Here is a 13812-nt window from a genome sequence, read left to right on the forward strand (position 1 = left end):
CGTGGCGTACTTGGCGTCAGTTGCCGAGTTGTTGTTTTAGGCCAGCAAACGTTTTTGCATATTTTGCACAAATGCTTGCTCCGCCAGATAAGGGCCGATTATCCACGATTTGGGGTTGTTTCCTGACATTCAGATGCCGTCCCGTGTCATCGGCTGAAGTCCACGAGCCAGATTCCAGCGCTCTGGTCGAGCGTCTCGCCTGTGCCATGGGCCAGAGAGCCGAGCCGACTTGCTTGAGATGGTGATTTATCTCAAGATCCCCCTCGGTTGCGAAGAGCCTACTCCCATAGGGGCTGTGTCGTTTGGAAGACCGATTTCCCCGTGAAAAATACACGGCTCTTGCCGTGCCTTTTGCGTCGCGCTCTGAGAAAATACCCGTACTTTTTTTGCGGATGCCAACATGACTGCCCTCAAGAACGACCGTTTCCTTCGTGCCCTGCTCAAGCAGCCTGTAGATGTCACCCCGGTGTGGATGATGCGTCAAGCTGGGCGCTACCTGCCGGAATACCGCGCCAGCCGCTCTAAGGCAGGTGATTTCATGAGCCTGTGCATGAACCCGGAGTTCTCTTGCGAAGTCACGATGCAGCCGCTCGACCGTTATCCACAACTGGATGCGGCGATCCTCTTCTCCGACATCCTGACCATTCCCGATGCCATGGGCCAAGGCCTGTACTTCGAAACTGGCGAAGGTCCGCGCTTTAAGAAAGTCATCAGCACCCTGGCTGACATCGAAGCCCTGCCGATTCCTGATCCACACAAAGACCTCGGCTACGTGATGGATGCCGTCAGCACCATCCGTCGTGAGCTGAACGGCCGCGTGCCGCTGATCGGCTTCTCCGGCAGCCCGTGGACCCTGGCCACCTACATGGTCGAAGGCGGCTCGTCGAAAGACTTCCGCAAGACCAAGGCGATGCTCTACGACAACCCGCAAGCCATGCACCTGCTGCTGGACAAACTCGCGCAGTCGGTCACCAGTTACCTCAACGGCCAGATCAAGGCCGGTGCCCAGGCGGTACAGATCTTCGACACCTGGGGCGGCAACCTGTCGGCGGCGGCGTACCAGGAATTCTCCCTGGCCTACATGCGCAAAATCGTCAGCGGCCTGATCCGCGAGCACGAAGGCCGCAAAATCCCGGTGATCCTGTTCACCAAAAACGGCGGCCTGTGGTTGGAAAGCATCGCCGACTCCGGCGCGGATGCCCTGGGTCTGGACTGGACCTGCGACATCGGCAACGCTCGCGAGCGCGTCGGCAACAAAGTTGCCCTGCAAGGCAACATGGACCCCACCGTGCTCTACGCCAAACCGGAAGCAATCCGAGCCGAAGTCGCCCGCATCCTCGCCAGCTACGGCAAAGGCAGTGGCCATGTGTTCAACCTCGGCCACGGCATCACCCCAGAAGTCGACCCGGAACACGCTGGCGCCTTCCTGCGTGCGGTGCATGAGCTTTCTGCGCAATACCATCAGTAATCCCTTCCTGGCTTAACTGCAGCCTGCCGGACAGGCTGTTTTGCTCCGTGAGTTTCCCCCTTCTCGTGCAAGATGCTTAGACACTCTGCGCTTCTTTAGCTTCTCATTTGGCGCTGCAACCCGATGCCGCATGGCTCTATGTCATGAAAATGGTTTGCGCCATTCCTTCGTTTAAATTGCTTCAGGCACTTGCTCTGGTTCCAGTTATTTTTACTTTCTACATGACGAATTTTAAGAGCTGAGGCCGAAAAAGCGTAACTGATCCATAACCCCACCTACTAACCGAAGGGGGGGCTCAGCTCCTGCAATCGACATTTTATGGCTATGGGCTTAACCTGTTGGATCGCAGCTCATTTGTCTACTGGTTGCGCCCACAGAGGGCCTAATAGTCCTTCTCCTGTGGGCTAACGGATTTAATTTCAAGCTTTTTCCCCTGTCACGGTTTTCACTTCCGCTAACAAGTCCCCAAACCTCCCGTAGTTCACCTTCACGCCGTTATCCAGATCTAGGCTGATGCGCAGGTCTGCATAGTGGCGAAGTTTTTCGTCGAAGGTTGATAGTTCGGCTTGTTGGTTGTGCAGCGTGGTTAGCTGTTTTTCGAGAGCCTTCCTTTCGGCAGTGCTAGTACTAGCGTTGATATCTTGTTCGAGCTTGTTAGCATAAGTATTGAGTTTGGCAGTGAGGGGAATGACGTACTCGGTACGCATGCGCGCCAAGGTGACTTCATTGTACCGATGTAGGTATACCAGACACTCGAAGGCCTTGTGCTTTCCGGAGCTAAACAGCCAGTAGATCGGTCGCTTCTTGTAGGTCTTAAGATGATCCTTGAAGAACTGGATACTAAGATAACGGCGGATGGTGTCCAGTGCAGACTCGCCGCGCTTGGGCTTGATGGCTTGTAGACACAGGCTTTCAGCGACGAAATTGAGGTTTTCTTGCAGGTGCTCTTCGCCCCAAACGATGCGGACAAACTCGCGGAAGCGATTGCTGGCATCATCGGTGAACCATTCCTGATCAGTGAGTGGCAGGATGCCGTCGCTATCGGCGGGGAAGGTTTTATAGGCACCCGCAGCAATTAATTCGGCAAAGTCTAGATTGCCGACATGGGCATAGACCAGTCCTTCGCAGTCGAGGGAGTAGCGGCCCATAACACAGCCAATAAAATAACTGATTATTTCCACTAAAAGCTCTGAGCGATATTGGCCTTCAACTTCCTCTAGAGAGGTGCCTTTTTCTATAGCTCCACGATATCTGTATGGCAAATTAGAAAATAGGGTTAAATCACCTGCTATCACTTTACTGTTGATTTCACCAGAAAGGCCATAGGCGTTTGACCAGAATAGATTGTTTTCCTCTTCCAGTTCAATAAGCTGTTCAGTTTTCCTGTTTGAGATGCTCCTGAAGTTAGCGAGGCTCTCAAAAATGCTTCGTGCCCCACCTGAGATAGGGTGTCTTTTGAAGTCAAAACTTAACTCTTGATTGTCATAGTCGCTCTTTGCTATTGAGATGGCTTCTTCAGTAATTCGTTTGGGTGTTGATTCGTCCGTAACTAATGGTAAAGGGATTTCGGATACAGTGCCGCACCTATATGTAACAGTGGGCATCAATGTCTCCGCTATGTGTGTGAAAGTTTTTGAGTTTAAAGCGGAAATCAGATGATAAATATTTTTTGAAACGCAGGCAGGGCCTTTTTGGTCAAAAAGGAAGCCCTTTGGATAGTATTTTACTCCAAAGCCTTTTGTCCCGATGTCAGACCATGTGGCTCCTTCCAAGAAGTATAAATTTTGACTAGGCCTGACATGACTTTTAAGTTTAGCCATTTCCTCTCTAGAACGTTTGTCGAAAGCCAGAACAAATTCATAGTAGCCATACCACCGATAACAACCGCCGCCTTTATTGTACGGGATCCATTTTGCATCGAAATCATCAATGTCGCTGATGCTTTCTGCGGTTCTTAGTGTTTTACGACTGCTAACCTCCCACCAGCTTCTTATATATGTTGGGTTGTCTCCAGTATGTATTCCTTCTCTGATTGAGCAGTATTCGCCTATTGGCAAGTTTTTTTCATATAGTTTGGCTAGGAAGTCTCCCTTCCAGAATACGAATGGCTGGCTTTTGACTCTTGTTAGCTCGCTCTGAACTAGGGTGTAGTTGTTTTGCGAGTTGAAAAACTCACTTTCTTTGCTATTTCCATTTGCATCTGAGAGCTGCTTGAAGTTGGATATGTATCTTTTTTTGTAACCATTTCCGAATGTAAACATTGTTGTGGATACAATTTCTCCGCCAATGGATTCGAATGCTCCTGAGCCAAGGTGTATAAGGGATTTGATGGTGGTTTCGTTGATGATGGATAGCCTAAAATCCTCATATGAGTCGGTAAACATCCAGCTCCGCATGGTTACCATTGAAACATCTTTATCTGGATTGCACAGTCTCAATAATCGTTGAATAAATACCACGCAGAGGTCAGTTCTGGTAATTTTGTATCCATTTCTCTTAAGTTCATTTTTTAATGTTGCATTGAAATTGTTTGAACCTAAATATGGCGGATTCGCCACCACCGCGTCGTAGCGCTGCGCCAATAGCCAAGCTTGCTGTACGTAAGGAATCAGCTGCTCCGATGCCGGTTTTTGCATCACATCACCGTCTCTGGCCAGTTGACGCAATTGCACCAGCAGCTCGCTTAGCTGCTTGGCATCCTCCGCTGGCACCTCTATCAACGAACCGAGGGTCTTTGCTTGGATAAAGCGCGCCAGGATATTTTGAAGAAATTGGTAGCGGTTGTCGGCGCTGGCGGAACTCAGATCCCTCTGCTCGCTTTCAAATAGACTTTGTGACTGACCGAGCCGCCACTCACTGGTCAGGTTAAGGGCCTTCCACTGCTTGTCGAAATCAACATGGCGACTTTCTTGCATGGATAGGACGTTGAGTTGAATCTCGCGAGTAAAAATGCGGCGGTCGTCTTCGCGGGCCAGCATCATTAGGGCGAAGCCGGCAAGCTGGCCGGCGCGGTCATCGATGTCTAGGCCGTAGAGGTTGTGTTGCAGAATTAGCTGCGGAATGTCGCGCGAACGATAGCCACGCTCTTCGTAGATGGCCTTGAGCACCTTGTAGGCTTCGACCAAGATATGCCCGGAACCGCAGGCAGGGTCGAGTACCTTGATGGTCATCGGGTCGATGTTATCCGGTGTGATGGCGGCCAGCTGGTCCCATACTTCGGGCGTCTGCTCGGCTGGCTCGATGTAGTAGGGCATCTTCTTTTTCAGTGGCGAGTCAGGGTAGGTTTGCAGCCACTGACGGCCCACGGAGTTCTGCACCAGGTACTGGACGATCCAGTTGGGGGTAAACAACTGAGTGGCAGCGGGTATGTCCTCACTCTTCACCACCTTGCCGATGACCTGATCTTTCTTCTCAGAGATGTAGAACTGGTACAGCCAGCCGATGATCTCGACGTTGCCCCAATTCTCCTCGGGGATAGCTTCCACCAGTTCGCGAATCAACGAGTCGGTCTTGGTCAGGTTGTTCGGCAGCAGCAGCTCCAAGGCATCGTCCACAGCCTCAAACAGGAATGGCATGGCTTGGTGAAGGGCGTGGCACTGAGCCAGCAGCAGCTCGTGATAGAGTTCCTCGTCTTTGGTGCCGTCGAGTTTGAGCTCGGCGATGCGCTGCTTATCCAGCCCTTCCAACTCAAAATCCAGGCACTCATCAAGGATTTGGAAGCCGCCGGGATGATCTGGGTGACTGAGCACACGACGACCGTGATCCAAATAGCCCTTTAGCTCCATGTAGCGAATAGCACAAAGACGGTTGAACCAGCTGTAAGCTGCTTGCTCCATAGCCTGGGCAAAGCCCATTTGCTCGACCTTTTTCACCAACGCAGCGCGGGGTCGGATGATGCTGGCCGGGAAAGGCCGATCGCCGATCAGGGCTAGATCGCCTTTCTGCTCCAGCGGCTCAATGCCCTGGCTAGGGATGCTGGATTCGCGGATGCCAAAGAGCGCCGCGCGCTTTGTCATGGCGGCGATAAAGGCGGTACGCGCCTTGGGGGCGTAGCGCTTAATGTTGCTAGTGTTCATGGGCTTTCCCTATGTATTGGTCCGAGCGATGCGGAGCGACTTGAGCCGATGGTCACACACGATCTCTCTCTTGCCTCATCGCCTTATGCACGGCATCTTGTAAGGCATTTTTGAATTCGTTGAAGGAGTCCATGTCAATACGCTGGGCATCTATCTCGCCGCTGATGACACGTTGATTTATTTGCTGGGTGCTGTTTTCCGCAGCAAGCGCGACTCCCAATTGGTCTTTCAGTGGGTTCATGCCGCGATCATTACCTGACTCGGACTCAAGCAGATTGCAATGTTGGTATGGGCTCGCTTTGACTGCGCAGAGTAACCAGGCTTCAGATTTGGGCTTAGGGATCATGGGCACACCAAATGCAAAGGCTTCTGCTTGGAAGCCGGCAATCATCGACTGCCTTTTTTCGCGCCACTGGCCGCGCCCGGCCGATGCAGTGCCATCGCCATCACGAAATAGCACAGCAATGACTGTGTCGGTGAGTTCAGTTGCTTTGTCTGTCGCTGCTATGGCCAGAGCACGGGCGTTGGCATAGTAGTAATGAGTTTCTTTCGGACTTTTCTTGCCCGGTATTGACATGCTTTTGCGTGAGCGAACGGGTTTGTTGGCTGCTAGATAGCTTTCTGACAAGTAAGTGACGCATTCATTACCGAGGTGCGAGAACTCATAACCTTGAAAGATCTCTACCAGCTGGTCAACGAACCAGGCCATTGGGCCAGGCCGGAATTGCTGCGCTGTGCAATGGTCCGCCGCCGGGTTACACGTGCCAATATCACCAGGGCCTTCACCGCTCAATAGAAGATGCATCCATGCCCCCTTTGTTCACGTGTTGCACTGACTCGATTTCCTGATAGAGATGGGTAAGATCAGTATCAATAAATGCCTCGCCTGGCCCCATGAATTGCAGTTTTTCTTTCAGGGACGGGATGTCAAAGAGCTTGATGCTACGGGTGAAGCCTTCACGTGTTTTGTATAGATAGACCACGCTTTCAGCTGCGACGCGGTCGTCCATGTAGTTGATGATCATCGGGCTATGGGTGGTGACCATGACCTGGTGATTACTACTGACCAGCCGATCGACCAGATACTCAACGAGTTCTGGGTTTATGCCATTTTCGATTTCATCAAACAGCAGAAAGTGATGCTGTGATGCCAGTTGAGAGAGGATCGCCATCAGACGCAACATGCCATCGTTCATGTGGCGGGCCGAGGTTTTTAGTTCCTGATCGCCGAAGCGCTCGACAATATCCAGCTGCTTCCAGCCAGATCGCAGGGCGCGGGTTTCAATTTTTTCTAGCTGTTGATAAACCGTGCTCAGTTGCTGGCGCAGGCGCTCCTTTTGCTCAGGGCGGGCCTCGTGGATATAGGCAGAAAGTCTTTCGCCACCAAGCCCTAAATGGCCTTCTGCGTCTCGCGTTTTAGATCTGAGCAGCTCCGGTGAGAGCAAATCCAGCGAATGGATTTGGCTGACGGCTGATTTAAGTGCGAGCAATTCTGGGCTGAGTTGGGAGTCTTTTAGTGCTGAAAGAATCGAACCTTGATACTCAAAAACGATTTTGCTGCGCTCCAGACTTTTCTGTGGAGCAGCGGGATTAACGATGCTGTAGCTGCCTTCTTCCACTTTCAGCAAGGTCGCTTCATCGGCTGTTACGTGCTCTTGCGTACAATTTAGGGTGGTTCTATTGATGCTGCCACTCCAGACCAGAGTGCCAAAATTGGCATCTTCAAAGGTGATCCTGAATTCGATATTGCTGCGTTTGGTTAGTTTGGAGTTGATGTCGGCCTTGTCCCACTGACGCTGTTTCAGCCAGCCGTCCAAGTCGCCGAGCATTAACCGGGCGATAAAGTCTATGGCTTGTAAAACAGTGGATTTACCGGCTCCGTTTAATCCTACTAAGCAGGTGAAACTAGCCAGTTGTAGGTCGAACTTCACCAGTGATTTAAAATTATCTACCCAGATGGATTTGATCATATTGTGCTAACCCGAATGTGATGGCGCTGGCTCAGTGGCCGATTATCCGTTCAGACTGGTGACATTATCAGCTTTTAGAGCAAGTCCTTTTGCTCCTTCGGCTCACGCTCACCGCTGATAGCTGACCATGGCTTCAGCGGATCCTAACGCGCGTGTCTTGTTTGATTGCAACTTCCAGCTCAACCCTGAGTGCCTCGATAAAACGTTCAATGTCATTCTGGCTTTCTAGATACAGGCCGTTGCCGAGCTTGTTGAACACGCTGGTGGCGGTTACCTCGACTACTGGCTTGGGCGGCGTTACAGGTTTGGGTGTGGGCACCAAGGCAGGCGCTCGGTCTTCCTTGACTCCGCTTGCCAAATTGGCTGATTGTGCGGCCTTGGCCTGCTCCTGCTGAAGTTTCTGCTGGCGCTCGGCCTCGACCTGGATGGCACGTTCCAGATCGAATACACCGTCATGCAGGCGCTCGTCAGCGGTTTGGGTTTGCAGCATGTAGATGTTGGCGATGCTGGTTTCTGTTTCCAGATCCGCCTTGACCAGTTGCAGTGGGCGCAGAAGACGGTTACTCAGCTCGGCGGTTTCGATACCGCTCTTTGCAATCTCGGCCTGCAATTGGGCGATTTTCTCGTCGACACGAGCCAGAGCGTACTGACGCTTTTCAGACAGTATTGCGGCGTTAATGGCTTCTACAGTTTCAACCAGAGTAGCGACCTGGTGCAGCTGGCCATAGGGCGAGGCGTTCTGCTCGATGGCCCTCAGCTCGGTCAGTGCTTTGCAGGCTTTCTCGTCTTTATCCAGCGCTTGTTTATTTTTGTCGAAACGACGCAAAGCTTGCTGAAGTTGCTGCCAGGTATGGAGCTGATTGGTGAAGAACTCATGTAGATCACGGTAGTCCTCTTCCAGATCCAGGAAGTCATCCTTGTTGTCGACCACAGCTTTGAAAAAATCGACGCTGTCGGTGTTGCTTAGAAGGCGCTGCAGGCTGAACAAGGCCTGCTCTATGGCCTCTTTGCCAGGGAACCGCCCGGCGCTAACCGTTGCTTTGTATTTTTCCAGGTTGATGCGCCAGTTGCCGAAGTGCACGCAGTAGTACTCGAACAACTCCTTCTCGCCTGCTGGGCCAAGGGCGTTGAATAGCTCCTGGGTCAGATTACGTGCTTGCTTGAGCAGTCCTTCGTCGGTCTGGCGCTTCTTCTGCACCGAGACTTCACGGCGCTTACGGCTGTTGGTGAGGTACTCGAAGGCGTCCGGCAGCGGCATGCTGGGGCCTGCGGCGTGGAACGAAATACGGCTTGAAGCGGCCAGGCGACCGAGAACTAGCAGGATCTCTCCATCCGGCCAGCCATAGGGACGCTTACTGAAGCGCTCGATGATGTCTGAGACCAGCAAGCGTTCGTTACCGGAGGCGCGCAGCGAAATGAACTGTTCAACTTCCTTGATGGCCTGCGGATTGCCTTCGTCACCATCGAGGGTCAGGCCGAGTTGGCCGATGTCGTTGGTGTGCAGAATGGCGTGGAGTTCACGCTCTGGCTCCTGCTGTAGTACTCGCAGGTAGCCCAGTTTGGTGAAAGTGTTTTCAAGGAGATACTGGCACGCCTCGTCGAACTTGCTGACGATATTGTTGCTGTTGAGCTTCAGGTGCTGCCCCTGCGCATAGATCTCTGCGCGCTCGGCCAGCTCTTCTAGTAGCAAGCGCAGGCGCTTTTTACGCTCCTGGTTCTCGCGGCCGCGTTCGGCGAGGATCTTGCTCAGCTCAGGCTGGCTGCCGTCGTCGTTGAGGCGGATAAATTTGTTGGTCTTCAGCCAGGTGCGTAGCTCGGTGAAGAATTCCTTGCTGTCAGGTAATTTGAACAGTGCCATGCCGGCAGGAGCTTCGTTGCTTTTATTGATGCAGCCGGCTTCGCCATAGAGCGCGTAGTCGAGATCCAGTGGCGAGATCACTTCGACACGGAGGTCGTGCTCGTAGCGGCCTTCCAGGCTGTGGCCGTCGAGGTAGCGACCGATGCTGTAGTCGGTCTTGTTGACGCTGTAGCGGAACTTGTTCTTGTCCTTGAGCAGGTCTTTGTAGATCAGGTCCGACAGTGCCTTGTTCTCTTCTGAGCCGGCGATCTCTGTGGCCTTGATCTTGCGAGTGATGTCGCGCTCCTCGTTTGTGAGGAAGACAAATTCGTCACCATTGCGGGTGATCAGGCTTTCCTTTTCAAGGCGCTGGAGGGTTTCTTCGATGCGGCGACGCAGCGCTAGTTTATCTTCGTCGACCTGTTCAATGGAGAGGGTGACGAGGTTGTCGAGGGTGCCCTTGATCAAGTCGACATAGCGGATCATGAACAGGGTGCGCAGGATTTGTACGTCGAAGGCGTCGAGGACGCTGCTTTCGCCCGCCTGATCGATGGTGCGCTTGACGGCGGTATCGAGGAAGCCTTCGACGGCGCGGTAGAAGCTGTACATGGGAATCAGCGCGCCGAGCGGTTTCTCCGCAATGGCCATGGCTGCCATCTGGAAGGCATCGAGCATGGAACGCTCGCCGTAGGCCAGGTGCGCCCCGGTGGCACCGACCTTGCGGATTTCCTCGAAGACCTTTTGCACCAGCTGGAAGTGGTACGGCGCAAAGGGGTAGTTGCTGATGAAGCTTTCCGGACCATCGAAGTTCTTCAGGGTCGGGCCGGAGCGGTCGAAGGTGATCTGGTTGCGCAGGATGTCGCCTTTATGTTCCCAGAGGGCGCGAAGTTCGGCTTCAGCTTCCGGTGTTTTACGCAGCAGACGCTTCTGGATGACCTCGTCAGTGTTGGAGCTGGACAGTGAAAGTCGGGTTTTGAAGCGCCCGGCAATTTTCGAGAAGTCGTTGGCCTTGGAGGCGGACAGCTCGCCCAGTACGGCATCCATATCGGCTTGAGAGGTGACGATGATCCAGGCGCGGCCTTTGCAGATGGTGCCGAGGTTTTCGGTGATGGTCTGCAGGGTTAGCATCAGTTTGGTGTCGCTGCCGATGAACTGGCCGACTTCGTCCACCAGGAACAGCACGCGGTGTTTGGCTGGCTGGGTGTCGAGGTATTCCCGCACCCAGTTGCAGAAGTTCTCGACTGAGACGCTGAACGTTTGCTCGGAATCTTCGAACCATTTGTGCGCGGCTTCAGCAGACAGATCGAGGGCTGCGGCTACCGCTTGCTCAATGTCATCCTGGTAGAACTGATAGCCATCACGCTCCTCAGTCCAGTCCATCCCGGTGGAATCATTAAAGGCTTGCTTGAATCGCTCATAGACGCCGCGCTGGGCCAGATGACGCTCCATGTGGGCGATGTGGGGATGGTCGCCACTGAAACCTTGATGCTCGTTGAACACCCGTAGGAAGACATTGAGGATCGGGTTGCCAGCATCGTTGGAGCTGGCTTTGCTGTCGATGTTAAACAAGATGACATCGGCACTGTTGGCAACGGCCTTGTCGATGTCGGCACGGATGGTGGCATCACGCAGTTTGCTCGCATCAAAGAAAGAAACAGCCTTGCGAGCCTTGCCCCGAGCATCGCGGGCTTCGATGTTGGCCAGCAGGTATGACAAGGTCTTGAGGAAGTGCGACTTACCCGAGCCGAAGAAACCGCTGATCCATACGCCCACGCGGTTGGCGATGGAGGGATCGTTCAAGTCAGTACTGTAGGATTCGAAGAAGCTGCGGAAGTGTTTTTCCAGCTCGTTGGTGACAACGTATTCATCCAGCTCTTGGTGCACGGTTGCGTCGTCGGACTGATCCGCCTTAACCACGCCGTTGATCGGGCGATCGAGTTCCTTGAAGAAAATATCTTTAATGCTCACGGCAATCGTCCTTATTTATCAGGGAACCAGCTTGAAGGCGCGGTAGTAGTTGTTGCTGGGAATGCGGTCGAACAAGGCGAGTGACTGCCCTGAGTAATGACCGGGGTAAAAAAGAACCAGAGGCTTGTGGCCAAGCAGCGCGTGTAGCTTGTTGAGAAGGTTGTGGGCGCGAAGAACCGGCCAAACTGAGCCAACACCACTGATTAGCACCACGTCGTGTTGATCGGCGTCGCTGTGTTCCATTAGGAAGGGCGCGAATTTGTCCATATGCAGCGGTCCGGACAGCGCCTTGAGCAGCGCGAGGTCACCTTTGGCTTGCTGCATCTGAATGGCTTTTTCAGTGAAGCTGCGTTGATCCAGATATTCGCGCATAGCCTGCAGCAAATTGATATGAGCCACTTTGAGCTGGCTCTGCTTCTTGGCGAGGAACCCCTGCAGAAAACTGAGGTATTCGCGCACCTGCAGCTCATCCTCGGGGGCGTAGTCGAAGATCCAGAAACCGAGCTCATTGCCCAATCCTTGGCTCCTCAGGAACTCTTCGGTGAGGATTTTGTCTGCGATCTGGTTTAGCCGATCCTGCAGTTGCTGATTCATGCGAACACTCCTTATTCCACGCCCACTATCCGGTGGCATTGGATACTTCCAAACAGGCTTTTATGCGGTTGCGGTAGCTGTCATCCAGTAATACGCGGACCTCTGACCGAATCATCAGGTTTTGTAGTTTCATGTTGCGGGTGCTTTTCAACAGGCCGACCTCGGTCAGCATGCGATAGACGACCTGCGCCATCTTCTTGCGACTGGACTCCGTCCAGGTGGTGATGGCCGAATCTCGATGGCTGCGTTCATCCAGAAACTCACTCCAGTGGTAGGATTCGAGCACGCCGGCGCGGGTGACGAAAGCGTCTTTGAGGACGGTCTCGATGAATTCGACGAGGAGCAGGTTGCGCTCCAAGGCCGAGCAGAACACCACTTGGGTAGCGAGTTCATCATCTCCATCTCGAATTGCCCGCCAGAAAGGGGCATCCAATCGCTCCAGACGCTTGCGGATGGCTTGAGCCACACGCTTGGCCGAAGCCGGTGCGCGCTTCTGCAGCCGGTTCTGTTGCTGTATGACCTCATGCCATTGCTCAGGGCTGGCGTCCTGCAGCAGCAGGTCTGCAACGATGCGTGATTCACGCACCTGCAACGAGCCGCCGATTAAGTCAGAGTCGTAATGGAAGCTATGCATGCCTATTCCCCATCACTGCTAAAGAGGAGGGGAGTTAGCTTGGCGCGATCAGTTGGAAGCAATTGCAATGGATGCTCGCGTACTCGCTCGGCTTCTTCTGAGGTGATGGCAGCCTGATATCGTTGAAGGGTGTAGTGGGCAAGTGCTGTACGAACTGTTAGCTGTAGGCGGCCTTCTGGCATACCGAAATCGCGCTCAACTAAAGACTTTTGGGCATCGCTGAGTAGTTCATTAGGGATTAGTGTCAGGTTGACTTGGTCGTGCCAGCCACTGTCTGTACTCGATAAGGGAGCGTGAGCGTCGCACGATTTTGGCGTGCGATAGATACGTGAGAGTAAAAAATCGCGGAAGGCCTGGCGCTTATGGCACCAAGCGCGAACGTGCCAGCGGAAACCCGTATAAACGAGAGTGTGAGGTGAAATCACACGTTCATGAATTTGCGGGTTGGACATGGAGGCGTAGAGTATTTTCAGGCTGCCGGCATTGCGGCAGGCTCTGATTAACTCGCGAACCACTTCAGGGCGGGCTGCACGGTCTGGAAGTTGGACAGTAGTGACGCTGGGGTGAGCTTCCAAAATTTCAGACACGGGCTGATCAGATTGATCGCCGATGAGTGCCATGTACTCATTGATGTGCCCAGCGCTCAGTACGGGCTGAAAGCCAGCCGTCGGGACATAGCCTTTAACTGCAGGGCTGTGAATTAGCGAGCCTGGATTGAATTCGCAGTTATAGCGATTGATGTCGGATGAAGCTTGCTGGCGGCTGATGCCAAACCATGTCATCAACTGAGTGGTGACCAGGCGACCCTCCCAATAGCTGATTAGCTCTATCGCGCGTAGCCTGAGGAGGGCTTCGTGTTTGGGGAGCGGCATTGACATTCCTGAATGTGAGCTGGTCCAGATGATGCCTGATACGAGGCGCCAGTGTAAATTTATTTACTGTAAAGTTTTTTGCGTTTTGAGTGATTCCGCGTGGATTGCTGATAGCGTCGGCGTCCGATGCGTGAAAATAGCGTCGATCGATTTTTAACGAGCGCAATTCTTAAGGCCTGCAGCCCCCTTTCTTTACTGGCTGCCGCGCTTGCGGGGACATCTTTCGTAGCGAGTTCCGGAGGGGCGTTGCGCAAGGCCAATCGGCTCCAGTTGACTGCTAAAAGGCGTACCATCAACCGCCGACCAAGAACATCGGTCAGGTGCTGAAACCTGTCGATAGTCCCGATAACAGCTGCCGATCCGGCATTCTCGGCGGGCTACGTAGTCTTTCCA

General features: G+C 53.3%; 8 protein-coding genes. 1 reads left to right on the forward strand and 7 read right to left on the reverse strand.

Annotation, left to right across the window (positions count from 1 at the left end):
- Window positions 1–400 precede the first annotated feature (400 nt).
- Window positions 401–1468, forward strand: coding sequence for a uroporphyrinogen decarboxylase (hemE, locus tag KVQ82_RS04445; protein ID WP_222018154.1), 1068 nt, complete (start codon window positions 401–403; stop codon window positions 1466–1468).
- Between the two features lie 419 nt (window positions 1469–1887).
- Here hemE and pglX read toward each other — a convergent pair whose 3' ends face one another.
- From pglX to KVQ82_RS04480, 7 genes are all read right to left on the reverse strand, one after another.
- Window positions 1888–5544, reverse strand: a complete 3657-nt coding sequence (gene pglX / locus KVQ82_RS04450) for a BREX-1 system adenine-specific DNA-methyltransferase PglX (protein ID WP_222018156.1) — start codon at window positions 5542–5544, stop codon at window positions 1888–1890.
- 52 nt (window positions 5545–5596) lie between these two features.
- The gene (locus KVQ82_RS04455; RefSeq protein WP_222018158.1) at window positions 5597–6349 is read right to left on the reverse strand and encodes a hypothetical protein; all 753 of its coding nucleotides are present in this window, start codon (window positions 6347–6349) and stop codon (window positions 5597–5599) included.
- Window positions 6327–7514 carry an AAA family ATPase gene (locus tag KVQ82_RS04460; protein WP_222018160.1) on the reverse strand — a complete coding sequence of 396 codons (1188 nt, stop codon included), beginning with the start codon at window positions 7512–7514 and terminating at the stop codon, window positions 6327–6329. The genes KVQ82_RS04455 and KVQ82_RS04460 overlap by 23 nt, the downstream gene beginning before the upstream one ends.
- A 133-nt stretch (window positions 7515–7647) precedes the next feature.
- Window positions 7648–11319, reverse strand: a complete 3672-nt coding sequence (brxC, locus tag KVQ82_RS04465; protein WP_222018162.1) for a BREX system P-loop protein BrxC — start codon at window positions 11317–11319, stop codon at window positions 7648–7650.
- A gap of 18 nt (window positions 11320–11337) precedes the next feature.
- Window positions 11338–11913, reverse strand: a complete 576-nt coding sequence (locus KVQ82_RS04470) for a DUF1788 domain-containing protein (RefSeq protein WP_222018163.1) — start codon at window positions 11911–11913, stop codon at window positions 11338–11340.
- 25 nt (window positions 11914–11938) lie between these two features.
- Complete coding sequence (locus tag KVQ82_RS04475; protein WP_222018165.1) at window positions 11939–12547, reverse strand: DUF1819 family protein; 609 nt, start codon at window positions 12545–12547, stop codon at window positions 11939–11941.
- A gap of 2 nt (window positions 12548–12549) precedes the next feature.
- A complete protein-coding gene (locus KVQ82_RS04480) occupies window positions 12550–13419 on the reverse strand; it encodes a YafY family protein (protein ID WP_222018168.1) in 870 nt (289 codons plus the stop codon).
- Window positions 13420–13812: the final 393 nt, after the last annotated feature.

The sequence above is a fragment of the Pseudomonas sp. AO-1 genome, from assembly GCF_019775695.1.
Taxonomy (GTDB): Bacteria; Pseudomonadota; Gammaproteobacteria; order Pseudomonadales; family Pseudomonadaceae; genus Aquipseudomonas; species Aquipseudomonas parakoreensis.